This is a genomic window from Ruegeria sp. BHSC029 (genome assembly GCF_059613085.1).
Genome location: NZ_JBXWRU010000006.1, coordinates 380,181 through 395,200, shown reverse-complemented (window position 1 = coordinate 395,200; position 15,020 = coordinate 380,181). Strand labels below are relative to the sequence as shown.

The window sequence follows — 15,020 nt, the reverse complement described above, 5'->3', positions numbered from 1 at the left end:
CGCCATGGGAAAGGAGCGTTTCATGGTCCGTCAGCAACCTGGTTTCGTCGACTATTTCGGTCGTGAGTCCTGTGATCTGGACGAATTCAAAGCGCTGGCCTCGCAGTGTCTGCGGCCCGAGCAGGTGCCCTACGCGGCCGCGGTGGAAAAGAACGTGCCGGTCTATGACATGCACGCGCTGCGGCCCGCCTTGGAAACACCCGAAGCCCGGCGCGCCCTGCTGGCGGAATGGGGCTGGGTTTTGGGCCGATCTGCCGGGGTGATCGCGTTGAAAGGCGCCTATGCCGATACCGCGGTCATCGACCGGGCAACCGAGGTGTTTCGCCGGATCATCGAGGAAGAGCGTCAGGCCGGTGGCGGCGAAGGCGATCACTTTGCGGCCTCGGGCGCGAATGACAGGGTGTGGAACGCGCTGCAAAAGCAATGCCTGCGCGACCCCGAGGGTTTTGCGCTCTATTTCGGCAACACGGCGATTGCCGCCGCCTGCGAGGCCTGGCTGGGCCCCGATTACCAGATGACCGCGCAGATCAACCAGGTGCGGCCGGGCGGCAAGGCGCAGCAGGCGCATCGAGACTATCACCTGGGGTTCCAGACCGCCGACAAGGCGGCCCAGTTCCCGGCGCACGCCCATATGGTCACCGCCGCGCTGACTCTGCAGGGCGCGGTTGCCCATTGCGACATGCCCATTGAAAGCGGCCCGACCAAGCTGTTGCCCTTCTCGCAGCTGTATGGCCCTGGCTATGTCGCCTTTCACGACGACGCGCATCGGGCGTATTTCGAATGGGCCTGCATCCAGCTGCCGCTGGCCAAGGGCGATGCGGTGTTCTTCAACCCGGCGCTGTTCCATGCAGCCGGCGAAAACAGCAGCGCCGACATCCACCGGATGGCCAACCTGCTGCAGGTGTCGTCAGCCTTCGGGCGGGCGATGGAGGCAGTGGACCGCAAGGCGATGTGTCTGGCCGTATTCCCGGCACTGATGGCGTTGAAACAGCGCGGCGATCTGGATAATGCCCGCATCGGCGCCGCGATCGCGGCCACGGCCGAAGGCTATCCCTTTCCGACCAATCTGGATACCGATCCGCCGGTGGGCGGAAACGCTCCGCCCAGCCAGGCCGACATCCTGCGCCGGGCGGTGTCGGAAAGCTGGACGCAGGCACAGTTGGAACAGGCGCTGGACGCGCGACAGGCGCGGCAGGCGGTATGACGGAACCCGGGCGGCCGGTGCTGCCCCAACACAGGTGAAACCGATGGCAGAACTGCTGAGAAAACCGTTCGGAACCCATGGCAAGGTTCATGACATCACGCCGGCCAACGCTGGCTGGCGCTATGTGGGCTTTGGCCTTTATCACCTGCGGGCCGGCGAGCGCGCCGCCGAGGTCACCGGCGACCGCGAGGTCATTCTGGTGATGGTCGAGGGCAAGGCCCGGATTACCGGCGCCGGGCAGGATTGGGGCGTGTTGGGCGACCGGATGAACGTGTTCGAAAAGTCCCCGCCCCATTGCCTGTACCTGCCCAACGGCACCGACTGGGAGGCAACGGCCGAAACCGATTGCGTGATCGCCGTGTGCTCGGCCCCGGGCAAGGGCGGCCATGCCCCGCGCCGGATCGGGCCCGAGGGCATCACCCTGACCGAGCGCGGCAAGGGAACGAACACGCGCCACATCAACAACATCGCGATGGAGGCCGAGGATTACGCCGACAGCCTGCTGGTGACCGAGGTCTTCACCCCCCACGGCCATTGGTCATCCTACCCCAGTCACCGGCATGACGAGGATGACTATCCCCGCATCACCTATCTGGAAGAGACCTATTACCACCGCCTGAACCCGGCCAGCGGGTTCGGCATCCAGCGCGTCTATACCGATGACGGTCAGTTGGACGAAACCATGGCCGTGTCCGATGGCGATGTGGTACTGGTGCCGCGCGGGCACCACCCTTGCGGGGCGCCCTACGGGTTCGAGATGTATTACCTCAACGTCATGGCCGGGCCGCTGCGCAAATGGCGTTTCGTTCCGGCGCCCGAAGTCGAATGGATCATGGAGCGCGACAAATGACCAAGGCCTTTGCCATCTATCCCTGCCTGAAAGGGCGCACCGTATTCGTGACCGGCGGGGCCTCGGGCATCGGGCGCGAAATCGTGCGCGGCTTTGCCGAGCAGGGGGCCAAGGTCGGCTTTGTCGACATCAACGCCGAGGGCGGAAACGCGCTGCTGGAAGAACTGGACGGAACCCACGCCTTTGCCGCCTGCGACCTGCGCGACATCGCGGCGCTGCGGTCCGCTTTTTGCGAGCTGGCAGGCGCGCTGGGCACAGCGGACGTTCTGGTCAACAACGCCGCACATGACGACCGGCACGACTGGCGCGAGGTGACGCCGGACTATTGGGACGAGCGCATGGCGACCAACCTCCGCCACATGTTCTTCGCCATCCAGTCCGTGGCGCCCGGCATGATCGGCAAGGGCGCGGGGTCGATCATCAATATCGGCTCGAATTCCTGGTGGGAGGCCGGCGCGGGCTTTCCCGCCTATGCCACCGCGAAATCCGCAGTGCACGGCCTGACCCGCACCATGGCGCGGGAACTGGGCGATCACCGGATCCGGGTCAACACGGTCGTGCCCGGCTGGATCATGACCCAGCGCCAGAAAGACTTGTGGGTCACCCCCGAGGCGCTGGCCAAACAGATCGATCGCCAATGCCTGCCCGACCCGATCGACCCGGTCTATGTGGCGCGGATGGTGCTGTTTCTGGCCTCGGACGACGCGGCCATGTGCAGCGCGGGCAATTTCATGGTCGAGGGCGGCTCGATCTGACGCCCATGGGGTCGTTCCCGTCCGGAATGGACGTGCGTCGATACACTGGGGCCGGTTGACGGATCGACACCCGGCAAGGAAAGATGCGGGATGATTTCCTATGTCACGGTTGGCGCGGACGACATCGCGCGTGCAAAACGGTTTTACTGCGCCTTTCTGCCGGATCTCGGCTATGCGCTGGAAGAGGGTCCCGAGGGGCTGAGTTTCGCCCTACCGGTGCCGCCGGGCCAGCAACCGGTTCTGCCGGAATTTTATGTCAAACCGCCTTTTGACGGGGCTGCGGCCTCGGCCGGGAATGGTGCGATGGTCGCCTTCGAGGCGCGCAGTCAGCAGCAGGTACGAGACCTTCACGCCGCTGCGCTGCGGGCCGGCGGATCGGACGAAGGTCAGCCGGGCTTTCGCGCCATGTACGGGCCACGTTTTTATGTCGGCTATCTGCGGGACCCACAAGGCAACAAGATCGCCCTGTTTTCCAGCAATCCAAACGAACCGGGGCGCGACGATTAGGACCCGCCAGCGCATTTTGCGATATCGCACAGGTCGGGACGGTTAGCGCTGCGGCGGCGCACCAAAGGCGCGGATCACGGTGCGGGCGGCAGCAACGACCGGGTCATGGGTTTCCTTCAGGATCGTCACCCGGTCGAACCGGTTGGGGTCGCGGTTCACGGCCTCGCGCAGGGCGGCGCCGAAGGCCATGCGCAGCTCGGTGCCGATGTTGAACTTGCAGATCGCGGTTTCACGCGCCAGCCGCGCGCGCTGTTCGACGGGCACGCCCGATCCGCCATGGATCACCAGCGGCACGTTGGTCACGGCCTGAATCCGGCGGATGCGGTCCTCGTCCAGCCCGCCTTCCTTGTTCTGCTGAAGGTGGACGTTTCCGACCGAGACCGCCATCGCGTCCACGCCGGTCTGGGCGGCGAAGGTGGCGGCCTCGTCCGGGTCGGTCCCGGCCGAGCCTTCGCCCCCGGAATAGCCGACGAAGCCGATCTCGCCCTCGCACGAAATCCCGGCGGCATGGGCCATTTCGGCGATCGCGGCGGTCTCGTCGATATTCTGCTGCAGGGGCTTGCGCGATCCGTCGAACATCAGCGAGGTGAACCCGCTGTCCAGCGCGATCCTGCACTCCTCGAACGTATAGCCGTGGTCCAGATGCGCCACGACGGGCACCGAGGCGTTTTCGGCCAGATACCGGAACATCTTGCCCAGGATCGGCAGCGGCGTGTGTTCGCGGCAGCTGGGGCCGGCCTGCAGGATCACCGGGGCGTTCTCGGCCTCGGCCGCGGCGACATAGGCGCGCATGTCCTCCCAGCCCAGCGTCACCAGGCCGCCGACGGCATAGCCCTGTTCATAGGCGGGTTGCAGGACGTCTTTGAGCGTAACGAGGGTCATTTGAACTTGGCGATCATGTCTTTGATGCCCGGGATCGTCTCGATCTGATAGGCATGGGTGGGTTGGAAATACTGCACCAGCGATCGTTGGGTCAGCCCGCCGAGGATGGTGAAGTAATACATCTCGTATCCCGGCAGAACGCAGCAGGGGTGATAGCCCTTGTCGATACAGATCGTGGAGCCATCGACGATGTGATAGGCGTCACCCGGTTCGTTGTCCTCGCGCTGCAGCATCTGCAGGCCCGAGCCCCAGTTCGGTTTGAAACGGAAATTGTAGGTCTCGTCATGCCGGGTCTCGTCCGGCAGGCGGTTGGTGTCGTGCTTGTGGCTGGGAAAGCCCGACCAGCCGCCCTGACCCACGGTGAACAGCTCGCTCACCAGCAGGCGGCCGACCTTGTCATGCTGCTTCTGGCCCAGGATATGCTTGATCTTGCGATGGGTCTTGGTGTCGTCGCTGCCATATTGCACCAAGTCATGCTCGCGCACGTCGAACGGGTCCAGCACCTTGTCATACTTTGCGCCGGCCACGAACACCTCGGCCGTATCCGAGACGCAGACCATCTGCGCCCGTGCCCCTGACGGGACATAAGCCCCCTCGGGCTCGCCATCCCAGACATCCTCGCCCCGGTTGCCCAAATGGGCAAAGTGCACGCCCTCGACATCCAGATCGACGCTGCCGGTGGCGGGCACGATGCAGGTCTCGTACCCTGGGACCTGGTATTCGAAGGCTTCGCCGCGCTTCAACTTGACGATGTTGAAATAGTTCAGCGGCACGGTCGGATCATCGACATCGACGATGGGTTTGTTCTGGTTGTCGAACGGGGGGATGTGCATCGGGCTCTCCTATCCGGCCGGGGTGGGGCCGGGGTGGGACGCGAGGAAAGCGTCCAAGTCTTCGGTGGTTGGCATGGCGGGCGCGCAGCCCGGTTTGGACACGACGATCGAGGCGCAGGCCGATCCGCGCAACACCGCCTGTTCCAGCGAATGGCCCGCCGCGACCGAGGCCAGCAGCCCGGCCATGAAGCTGTCGCCCGCGCCGTTGGGTTTGACGGCCGTGACCGGGTAGATGCCCGTGTGGATCTCTTGCCCGTCGGTCAGGGTGACGGCGCCCTTTTCGCCCATCTTGTAGATGACGATGCGGCCGGGTTTCTCGGCCAGATCGCAGGCTTTCCGGAAGCCTTTCTCGATCCCGCCGGCCATGAAGCCGAATTCTTCGTCATTGCCGACGATCATGTCGCTGGCCTCGCCCGCGCGCGACAGCACGTCGGCGGCGACCTGCGCCGAGGGCCAGCTGTAGGGCCGGTAGTCGATGTCGAAGATCACCGGCAGACCGGCCTTGCGCGCATTGTCGAAGGCGCGAAACGTGGCGCTGCGCGACGGTTCGGCGGCAAGCACGGTTCCGGCCGAGATCGCCGCGCTGAAACGACCATAGTCGACCCGGTCCATGTCATCTTCGGTGACCTGAAAATCGACGGCGCCGTTTCGGTAGATGACGTTCTGAAAGTCCTCGATGCAGCTTTCATAGACCGCCAAGGACATGCGGTATTCACCGCCGACGACGCGAATGAAAGAGGTGTCGACACCATAGTGATGCAACTTGTTGAGGCAGAATCGCCCAACCGCGTCATCCGAGACGGAGGTGATCAGCGACGCCTGGCTGCCCAGCTTGACCAGACCCGCGCAGATATTCGCGGACGAACCGCCCAAGTCCGCGCGGAACATGTCGGCATGTTCGCTTTTGACACCGACCGGATCGGCGAACATGTCCATGCCAGCGCGCCCGAAAACGGCAAACCGGTTTCCTTTGATGCCGTCGATCAAGTGACTCAAACTGTACCTCCCAGGCATTTTGATCCCGCCGATCCGATGGACCTTGCATTGGATCGATTCTCACGATACTGATTTTGCAACCGGTTGCAATCAGTATGTTCGGAGCCGCCCAAAATGCGAGAAATCGGAATTGGAATCGTCGGAGGCGGCTATATGGGCAAAGCCCATTCGGTGGCCATGTCCGCCGTGGGCGCCGTGTTCGACACCGCGCTCAGACCGCGGCTCGAGATGATTTGCGCCTCAAGCCTTGACAGTGCCGAACGCTACCGCGCCGCCTACGGGTTCCGCCGTGCCACCGCCGACTGGCAGACCTTGGTCAAAGATCCGGTGGTCGAGGCCGTCGTGATTGCATCGCCCCAGTCCACCCACCGGCAGATCGCCGAGGCGGCGCTGGCGCTGGGCAAGCCGGTGCTGTGCGAAAAACCGCTGGGCGCGTCGCTTGAGGACAGCCGTGCCATGGTGGCGGCGGCCGAGGCCTCGGGCACCGTCAACATGGTCGGGTTCAACTATATCCGCACCCCGGCCAGCCAGTTTGCCCGCCAGCTGATCGCCGACGGCGCGATTGGCGACATCACATGGTTCCGCGGTGAACATACCGAGGATTTCTATGCCGACCCCGAGGCCCCGGCGACCTGGCGCACGACCGGCATGGCCAACGGCACCATCGGCGATCTGGCGCCGCACATGGTCAATGGCGCGCTGGCTCTGGTGGGGCCGATCGCGCAGGTCATGGCCGATGTGGAAACCGTTCACCACACCCGCCCGGGCGGTGCAGTGACCAATGACGACCATGCCCAGATGATGTGCCGGTTTGAAAACGGCGTCATGGGGAACCTTTATTTCAGCCGCATCGCGACCGGCCGCAAGATGGGTTATGCCTACGAAATCTCGGGCACCAAGGGCGCGATCCGTTTCGACCAGGAGGATCAGAACGCCCTGTGGCTCTATCGCCGCGAAGGCCCCGAGGCCCAGCGCGGTTTCACCAAGATCCTGACCGGTCCGGCGCATCCCGATTATGAGCCCTTTTGCCAGGGTCCCGGCCACGGCACCGGATATCAGGATCAGATCATCATCGAGGCCAAGGATTTTCTGACCGCCATTCATTCCGGCCGGAACATCTGGCCCACCTTCCGGGACGGGCACGAGGTCAACCGGGTGCTGGCGGCGGCGCGGGCCTCGGCCGACAGTCGCGGCTGGCAGGACGTCGGCGCGTTCTAGGCCCGGCACGTTTTCCAACATCGTTCGCAGAGAGACCAAGACCATGGCAAAGTTGAAATGGGGCATGATCGGGGGCGGAGAAGGCAGCCAGATCGGACCCGCCCACCGTCTGGGCGCACAGGCCGACGGACTGTTCGAATTCGCCGCCGGCGCGCTGGACCACCGGCCCGAGGCGGGGCGCGCCTATGCGCAGCGGCTGGGTGTGCCCGCCGACCGCGCCTATGGCGACTGGCAGGAAATGCTGGCCGGCGAAAAGGACCGGCCCAACCGGATCGACCTTGTAACCATCGCCACCCCGAACGCCACCCATTTCGAGATCGCCAAGGCGTATCTCGAGGCCGGGTTCAACGTGCTGTGCGAAAAGCCGATGACCATGACCGTGGAAGAGGGCGAAGAGATCGTGCGCGTGGCCCGGGAGTCGGGTAAGATCTGTGCGGTCAACTACTGCTATTCGGCCTATCCGATGGTGCGGCAGGCCCGCGCCATGGTCCGCGCCGGCGAGATCGGCAAGGTGCGCCTGGTCGTCACCAATTTCAGCCACGGCCATCATGGGGACGCCACCGACGCGGACAATCCGCGCGTGCGCTGGCGTTATGATCCGGCCATGGCGGGCGTGTCGGGGCAATTCGCCGATTGCGGCATCCACGCGCTGCACATGGCCAGCTTCATCTGCGATGACGAGGTCGCGACGCTGTCGGCCGACATGGCCTCGACCATTCCCAGCCGCCAGCTGGAAGACGACGCGATGGTCAATTTCCGCATGGAGGGCGGCACCGTGGGCCGGTTGTGGACCTCGTCCGTGGCGATCGGGCGGCAGCACGGGTTCGACATCCAGGTGTTCGGCGAGACCGGCGGGCTGCGCTGGGCGTCCGAACACCCCAACCAGCTGATCTACACCCCGGTCGGTGGACGAACCCAGATCATCGAAAAGGGCGAGGGCGGCCTGCATGAAGACGCGATGCGCCTGTCGCGGGTGGCGATTGCCCATCCCGAGGGCTTTCCGCTGGCTGTAGCCAATATCTATTGCGATCTGGCCGACGCGATCCGGGGCGAGCCGCGCGATGGGCTGCCCGATGCCGCCGATGGCGTCCGCTCGATTGCCGCGGTGCACGCGGCCGTGGCCTCGGCCCGGGCCGAGGGCGCCTGGCAGGACGCGCGCCCGCCGATGTTCCGTTGATCAGGGGCGGGGCCGCAACGTGCCCCGCTCGATCACCCGGCAGGGGAAGATCCGCGCCTCGGGGTAGCGATCGGGCGTTTTCAGCATCTCTTCGACCAGATCGACCGACGCGGTGATGATCTGCTTGATCGGCTGATGGATGGTCGTCAGGTTGATGTATTCCCAGCGCGACATCTCCATGTCGTTCAGGCCGATGATCCCGATGTCGGAACCCGGTTTCAGCCCGTGGTCGGCCAGCGCCGACAGCGCACCGATCGACAGGATGTCGTCGCCGCAGAAATAGGCCTGCGCCGGGTCACCCGCCAGCAGGCGCAGCATCTCAGCCCGGCCGGCCTCGAAGGAGTAGGCCCCGGCGAAAGAGTGGCTGACGGGAACATGAGGGTGGTTTGCCATTTCCTCGGTAAAGCCCCGTTGCCGGTCCCGTGCCGAGGTCGCATCGATCGGCCCGCCCAGATAGCCCACGCTGGCATAGCCTCGCGAGACCAACTCGCGCGCGGCCATGCGTCCGCATTCCACATTGTCGATGCCCACCACATGCACCTCGGGCGAGGTCGCCGAGCGCCCGAAGGTGTGCACCACCGGCACGCCGGCATCGTGGAACGCCTTGGCAAAGCTGGGCGGCAAGGTCGACGAGGCGACGATCACCGCATCCACCGAATATTGCCGCAGCATGCGCACGGAATTGGCGGGCTCGGTCTCGTCGGTCAGGTTCACGATCAGGGGGCGCAGCCCGCGTTCCTGCAGGGCGCGGGTGAACTGGTCGAAAACCTCAAGAAAGATGGGGTTGTGGAAGTTGTTCGAGATCAGCCCGATCAGCTTGGTCCGCCCCGTCGTCAACGACGAGGCCAGCGCGTTGGGGCTGTAGCCCAGTTCCTTGGCGGCCTTTTCCACCTTGGCGCGGGTCTTGGCCGAGACCGAGGCGCCCGGCGTGAAGGTGCGCGACACCGCCGACCGCGACACCCCGGCCAAGGCCGCAACTTCCTTCAGCGTAACGCCCACTTGCCTGGTCTCCTTCGTGAGGTCGATCGGGTCTGTTGAATGTCGCATCATTGCAAAAATGGTGCAATCGGTTGCAAGGCATTTCCACCCGTGACGTCAGGTTCCAAGACGCTGCGGCCGTGATCCGACATTATGATTCAATTTTCGTCATTATGGCGGAAAAGCCGCCCGTTTCGTCAACTCGATTGCTGTGCCCGGACGGCGGCGCGGTCATACTGGAACCAGAGCAGAGGAGGAGGCGCGCAATGAGTTGGAACATCTGCGTCGTCGGGGCCGGAAAGATCGGACAGATGATCGCCGCCCTGTTGAAGAAATCGCACAATTATACCGTAACCGTGGCCGACCATGACCTGACGGCCTTGTCGGCGTTGAACAGGCAGGGCATCACCACCCGCCAGATCGACGCGGGCGACGAAGCCGGGCTGGCACAGGGGCTTGCGGGGTTCGATGCGGTGATCTCGGCCGCACCGTTTTTCCTGACGTCTGCCATCGCCAAGGCGGCCAAGGCCGCGGGTGCGCATTATTTCGACCTGACCGAGGATGTCGCCGCGACCAACGCCGTGCGCGAACTGGCCCGCGACAGCGGCACCGCCTTCATGCCGCAATGCGGATTGGCCCCGGGTTTCGTCGGCATAGCGGGAGCCGCACTGGCGGCCGACTTCGACACGCTGGACAGCCTGCACATGCGAGTGGGCGCGCTGCCGCTCTATCCGACCAATGCGCTGAAATACAATCTGACCTGGTCCACCGATGGGCTGATCAACGAATACTGCAACCCCTGCGACGCCATCGTGAATGGCGAACGGGTCAAGACCGCGCCGCTCGAGGATTACGAGATCATCGGCCATGACGGTGTGGAATACGAATGCTTCAACACTTCGGGCGGCCTGGGCACCTTGCCCGAGACGCTGGCCGGCAAGGCGCGGGCGGTGTCCTATCGCTCGATCCGCTATCCCGGCCATCGCGACATCCTGAAGCTGCTGTTGACCGATCTGGGCCTGGGCCAGCGCCGCGACCTGTTGAAGGACATCTTTGAAACCGCGCTGCCGCGCACCGATCAGGATGTGGTTCTGGTCTATTGCACGGCCAAGGGCATGATCGACGGGGCCCTGCGCGAGAAATCCCTGATCAACAAATCCTTTGCCCGCACCATCGACGGCCAGGTCTGGAGCGCGATCCAGATCACCACCGCCGCCGGCGTTCTGGGCGTGGTCGACCTGATGCGCACCGGCGCGCTGCCCACCCAAGGCTTTGTCCGGCAAGAGCAGGTCGGGCTGGATGACTTCCTGAACACCGAATTCGGCCAGCTGTACCGCGCTGGCGAAGTGACCCCCCAGAACAAGGCGGCCTGAACATGAAAGACGTAGTCATGACTGCAGAACACACACTCGAAAAACTGGGCCTGACGGCAGCCGAGCTGACCGGCGGGACGCTGGAGGTCCGCTCGCCCATCGACGGGCGCGTGCTGGCGCGGGTGCATGAAACACCCGTTGCCGACATGGATGCGGTCTTGGCCCGCGCCACGGCGGCCTTCAAGGCTTGGCGCACCGTGCCCGCCCCGCGCCGGGGCGAGCTGATCCGCCTGCTGGGCGAGGAATTGCGCGCTGCCAAGGAAGACCTGGGCGCGCTGGTCAGCTGGGAGGCCGGCAAGATCACCTCGGAAGGTCTGGGCGAAGTGCAGGAGATGATCGACATCTGCGATTTTGCCGTGGGCCTGTCGCGCCAGCTGTATGGCCTGACCATCGCCTCGGAACGCCCCGGCCACCGGATGATGGAGACCTGGCACCCGGCCGGTCCGGTCGGCGTGATCTCGGCCTTCAACTTCCCGGTCGCGGTCTGGTCGTGGAACGCGGCGCTGGCGCTGGTCTGCGGCGACCCGGTGATCTGGAAACCGTCCGAGAAAACGCCCCTGACCGCGATGGCCTGTCAGAAGATCTTTGAAAAGGCCGTGGCCCGGTTCGGCGATGCGCCCGACGGGCTGCTGCAACTGCTGATCGGCGGTGCCGATCTGGGCAAGACGCTTGTGGCCAGCGAGGCGGTGCCGATCATTTCGGCTACCGGCTCGACCCGGATGGGCCGCGCGGTCGCACCGATCGTGGCTCAGCGGTTCGGCAAATGCATCCTGGAACTGGGCGGCAACAACGCCATGATCGTGGGCCCCTCGGCCGATCTGGAAATGGCGGTGCGGGCCATCGTGTTTTCGGCCGTGGGCACCGCGGGTCAGCGCTGCACCACGCTGCGGCGGCTGATCGTGCACAACTCGATCCGCGCCGATCTGGTTGCGCGGCTGAAAAAGGCCTATGCCGGTCTGCCCATCGGTGACCCGCTGGCCGAAGGCACGCTGGTCGGGCCGCTGGTGGACGAGGCCTCGGGGCAGGCGATGGAGGCCGCGCTGAAGGCGGCCGAGGCCGAGGGCGGTACCGTCTTTGGCGGCAAGCGCGTCATTGAAGGCGTGCCCGAGGGCGGTGTCTACATGCAGCCCGCGATCGTCGAAATGCCGGGCCAGACCGAGATCGTAAAGACCGAAACCTTTGCGCCGATCCTCTATGTGATGGGCTATGACGGTTTCGACGAGGCGCTCGAGATGCAGAACGACGTGCCGCAGGGCCTGTCGTCTTGCGTGTTCACGCTGAACATGCGCGAGGCGGAACAGTTCCTGTCGCCCGCCGGGTCCGATTGCGGCATCGCCAACGTGAATATCGGCCCCTCGGGCGCCGAGATTGGCGGCGCGTTCGGCGGTGAGAAGGAAACCGGTGGCGGACGCGAAAGCGGCTCGGATGCCTGGAAGGGCTATATGCGGCGCCAGACGAACACCGTGAACTACTCGGCCGAACTGCCGTTGGCGCAGGGCGTGAAGTTCGACATCTGAGAACCCGGCCCGGCGGCCTAGCGCGGCCGGGCCAACACATGCGTTCAGTCCGTGAACAGGTAATCAAGCCGCATGATCGACTGGGCGGTCTCCTCCGAAACCCCAAGGAATTCTGCGATCGCGGCCACGTTCTCAGCCGGGTCAGCGGTTTCGCGCAATCGGAAGAACCTCTCGATCCCGGCACCGCGCAGCTGTTCGGATTCATAGGCCAGATCGCTGCGTATCGTCGGTAACAGGCGTTCGACGGTTGCGGCTGGGCTGTTTTCTCCGGCCAACCCGACCCTGTGGGCGTGGCCGACAAGATACGCGTCCGAATAGGTGCACTCGATTTCAAGCACATGGGTGCGCGCCTTGTCCGAGCAGAAATCCTGTACGATATCCAGACTGGCGGGATCCAGGCAGATCAGCAGCCGGTCGGTGCCGAAGTGATCGTACAGCATCCGGGTGACCGCCCTGCGATGCCGGGATCGTTTGACCAGCGTGGTCTCCAAGCCCCCCAGATCGGGCAGGGGGGCGGCTTCTTCGTTGAACAGGTATTCGATGCAGGGCAGGTTGGTCTCAGAGGCGATCTGGTCGATCAGCCGCTTGGCCACATGCCACTTCTTGCAGACGACCATGTACAGATCGCGATCGGCGCCAAGCGTGTTGGCCGTCTCCCAGAAGCGGGGCGCATACCGGCGTCCCACTCGGCCACGGCCGGTCAGAAATCCGTGCAGATTCCGTCCCTCGTTCGATATCTGGAATTCGACCCCTTCGCTGGCATAGAGCGCACCCAATTTCTGCTTCAGCAACTGCGCCTCGGGGCTGATCTTGCGGGCGAACAGGTAATCTTGGGTCAGCAGCAGGTCGTAGTGATCGTTGTGAAACGTTACCGGCATCCCGTAATCCGAGAACATCAGGAAAGTCAGCGTACGGTTTTCGATTTCGGTTTTCGGGATCAGGTGGCGCACGAGGGTCTGAAAGAACGTCTCGTCCGGAATCCAGGTGGTCGAGAAAAAACGGACCACGTCCCGACGCTGGCGCAGGAAATCCAGGATCATCTCGATTGTCCGGCGGCGCAGGCACCACCACTGGCTGCCGATCATGATCTGGAGATCCTCCGGGATCTCGCGGGTCAGGCCGAGACGTTTCTGGGCCTCGTAGGCGGCATAGAACAGTTTGCTCTGCGTGCGCTCGTTGAAATAGTGACGGTAGATCAGCCGGTCTTCCTTCATGCCGGTCTTGATCCAGTCGCTTTCGAAAAAGTCGTGGCTTTCGATGAAATCCTTGTCGGTTTCATCCAGAAACCGATGCGCATATTCCGCGGTCTTTATCGCCATGCAGTCGCCCGACAGCATGTAGAAATGGGTCGCTCGCGGGAAGGCCTCGACCGCAGCTTGCACCGCGTTCAGTGTTGCCTGCACCAGCGACCATTCCCCCCAGCCACATTTGATCCGCCTGGCCGCGAAGGTCACATTGGGATTGCTTTTCAGGGCCGTCTGGATCCGGTCAAAGTCCTGTGCGGATGCGCTGGCATCGAAATGGATGGCCATGCAGTCCCCTGCGGCCGTCAGCCGTTCGGCCTGTGCGATAATCGCGTCAGGGTCTTTGTGACACAGCAGAATGTAGGCGATCTTGGCCATTGGCGTTGCATGAAGTCCGTTACTGCCCGGTTCCAACCGTGATACTGAGGATGAGCGATTGAATAAACAGAATATTTTTGCTTCTCTGGCGTCAAAAGCTGGCGCATCACCTTGAGACTCGGCCGGCTAAGGAGGCATGGCAGATGGGATTTCCCGGTACATGGATGACCGAAAGCGAAAGCATGGTCTATCGCGTCGTGCCCAAATGCGCCTGCTCGACCATCGGGCAGATCATGTATTACTCCGATCACGGTCGGTTCTTTGACGGCGATATCCACGACGCCAAAGACGGGATGCACAAATGGGCGTTTGACCACAGCCAGGATGTGATCTCGGCCAATGTGCGCGGGCACAAGTCGTTCGCCTTCACCTGCGTGCGCAACCCTTATACGCGGATCCTCAGTTCGTTCTTCGACAAGATCTGCGGCATTCAGCGCAACGGGAAACGGTACCGGGGCAATCTGGTGCCGACGCTGATCTACAATTACGGGATCGAGGTCGGGGGCGAGGACGGCAAGGGCGAATTCGACCAGATTGCCAGTTTCCGCCGGTTTCTTCTGTTTGCCCGCGACACGATCCGTTGGCGGCGGCCAATGGACCCGGACATTCACTGGTCGGCCATGTCGGGGCATGTGTCGACCTTCATCGTGAATGGCGGACGCTATGACCGGGTTTTCTGGACCGAGAAATTCAACGACGGGATGCAAGGCGTGCTGGACGCGCTGGAAACCCCGCATCCCGTGACCCTGTCCGAAATTCCGCGCTTCAACGAATCCGAGGGCCACGGCCCCAAACGTGCGCACCCGGTCGAGGACTATTTCGACGACCTGTCGATGCACCTGGTCTATGAGATCTACAAACAGGATTTCGAACTGTTCAAATACGATTTCGAGAACCCGGCCAACAAGATGCCGACAGGTGAAATCGACCTGGATGAGATTCACGCCAAGCTGGGTGATTGATCCCACAGGCAGGGGCGCTCCCGCCCATCGTCGAGGTCTCTGGCGAGACATCTCCTCTGGTTGGGCCGGGCGCCGCGCACAGCGCGGCGCCCGGCCCAAGACTGAAGGAGGCAGCGGCGCAGCCGATGGGTCCTGTCAGGCGCGGG

14 protein-coding genes are annotated in these 15,020 nt (G+C 63.8%); 9 read left to right on the top strand and 5 right to left on the bottom strand.

The window, feature by feature from the left end:
• Positions 1 to 22: 22 nt before the first annotated feature.
• From AC2FML_RS16965 to AC2FML_RS16950, 4 genes are all read left to right on the top strand, one after another.
• The gene (locus AC2FML_RS16965) at positions 23 to 1,204 is read left to right on the top strand and encodes a phytanoyl-CoA dioxygenase family protein (RefSeq protein WP_496783927.1); all 1,182 of its coding nucleotides are present in this window, start codon (positions 23 to 25) and stop codon (positions 1,202 to 1,204) included.
• 43 nt (positions 1,205 to 1,247) lie between these two features.
• A complete protein-coding gene (iolB, locus tag AC2FML_RS16960) occupies positions 1,248 to 2,054 on the top strand; it encodes a 5-deoxy-glucuronate isomerase (RefSeq protein ID WP_496783926.1) in 807 nt (268 codons plus the stop codon).
• Positions 2,051 to 2,809 (top strand): SDR family NAD(P)-dependent oxidoreductase, encoded by a 759-nt coding sequence (locus AC2FML_RS16955; protein WP_496735635.1) that lies wholly within the window; start codon positions 2,051 to 2,053, stop codon positions 2,807 to 2,809. The genes iolB and AC2FML_RS16955 overlap by 4 nt, the downstream gene beginning before the upstream one ends.
• A 90-nt stretch (positions 2,810 to 2,899) precedes the next feature.
• Positions 2,900 to 3,316 (top strand): VOC family protein, encoded by a 417-nt coding sequence (locus tag AC2FML_RS16950; protein WP_170372586.1) that lies wholly within the window; start codon positions 2,900 to 2,902, stop codon positions 3,314 to 3,316.
• A gap of 42 nt (positions 3,317 to 3,358) precedes the next feature.
• Here AC2FML_RS16950 and AC2FML_RS16945 read toward each other — a convergent pair whose 3' ends face one another.
• From AC2FML_RS16945 to AC2FML_RS16935, 3 genes are read right to left on the bottom strand one after another with little or no spacing between them, the layout of a single operon-like run.
• A complete protein-coding gene (locus AC2FML_RS16945; protein WP_496783925.1) occupies positions 3,359 to 4,198 on the bottom strand; it encodes a class II fructose-bisphosphate aldolase in 840 nt (279 codons plus the stop codon).
• Positions 4,195 to 5,031 (bottom strand): 5-deoxy-glucuronate isomerase, encoded by an 837-nt coding sequence (locus AC2FML_RS16940; protein WP_170359807.1) that lies wholly within the window; start codon positions 5,029 to 5,031, stop codon positions 4,195 to 4,197. The genes AC2FML_RS16945 and AC2FML_RS16940 overlap by 4 nt, the downstream gene beginning before the upstream one ends.
• Before the next feature lie 9 nt (positions 5,032 to 5,040).
• Positions 5,041 to 6,045 carry a PfkB family carbohydrate kinase gene (locus tag AC2FML_RS16935; RefSeq protein WP_496783924.1) on the bottom strand — a complete coding sequence of 335 codons (1,005 nt, stop codon included), beginning with the start codon at positions 6,043 to 6,045 and terminating at the stop codon, positions 5,041 to 5,043.
• Positions 6,046 to 6,141: 96 nt separating this feature from the next.
• Between AC2FML_RS16935 and AC2FML_RS16930 the strand changes: the two genes are divergently transcribed.
• Both AC2FML_RS16930 and AC2FML_RS16925 read left to right on the top strand, forming a co-directional pair.
• On the top strand, positions 6,142 to 7,245 hold the full coding sequence (locus AC2FML_RS16930) for a Gfo/Idh/MocA family protein (protein ID WP_496783923.1): 1,104 nt from the start codon (positions 6,142 to 6,144) through the stop codon (positions 7,243 to 7,245).
• Between the two features lie 43 nt (positions 7,246 to 7,288).
• Positions 7,289 to 8,422, top strand: coding sequence for a Gfo/Idh/MocA family protein (locus tag AC2FML_RS16925; protein WP_170367494.1), 1,134 nt, complete (start codon positions 7,289 to 7,291; stop codon positions 8,420 to 8,422).
• On the opposite strand, the gene AC2FML_RS16920 is transcribed toward AC2FML_RS16925, so the two are convergent.
• On the bottom strand, positions 8,423 to 9,421 hold the full coding sequence (locus tag AC2FML_RS16920; protein WP_170367770.1) for a substrate-binding domain-containing protein: 999 nt from the start codon (positions 9,419 to 9,421) through the stop codon (positions 8,423 to 8,425).
• Between the two features lie 245 nt (positions 9,422 to 9,666).
• On the opposite strand from AC2FML_RS16920, the gene AC2FML_RS16915 reads away from it, so the two are divergent.
• Together AC2FML_RS16915 and amaB are read left to right on the top strand one after the other, a co-directional pair.
• Entirely contained in the window at positions 9,667 to 10,773 is a 1,107-nt protein-coding gene (locus tag AC2FML_RS16915) for a saccharopine dehydrogenase family protein (protein WP_496783922.1), read from the top strand.
• 17 nt (positions 10,774 to 10,790) lie between these two features.
• On the top strand, positions 10,791 to 12,290 hold the full coding sequence (amaB, locus tag AC2FML_RS16910) for an L-piperidine-6-carboxylate dehydrogenase (protein ID WP_437436358.1): 1,500 nt from the start codon (positions 10,791 to 10,793) through the stop codon (positions 12,288 to 12,290).
• A 44-nt stretch (positions 12,291 to 12,334) separates the two neighbouring features.
• On the opposite strand, the gene AC2FML_RS16905 is transcribed toward amaB, so the two are convergent.
• A complete protein-coding gene (locus AC2FML_RS16905; protein WP_496783921.1) occupies positions 12,335 to 13,912 on the bottom strand; it encodes a DUF5928 domain-containing protein in 1,578 nt (525 codons plus the stop codon).
• Positions 13,913 to 14,055: 143 nt separating this feature from the next.
• Here AC2FML_RS16905 and AC2FML_RS16900 point away from each other — a divergent pair, with 143 nt between their 5' ends.
• Positions 14,056 to 14,874, top strand: coding sequence for a sulfotransferase family protein (locus AC2FML_RS16900; RefSeq protein WP_170359822.1), 819 nt, complete (start codon positions 14,056 to 14,058; stop codon positions 14,872 to 14,874).
• The last annotated feature ends 146 nt before the right edge of the window (positions 14,875 to 15,020 follow it).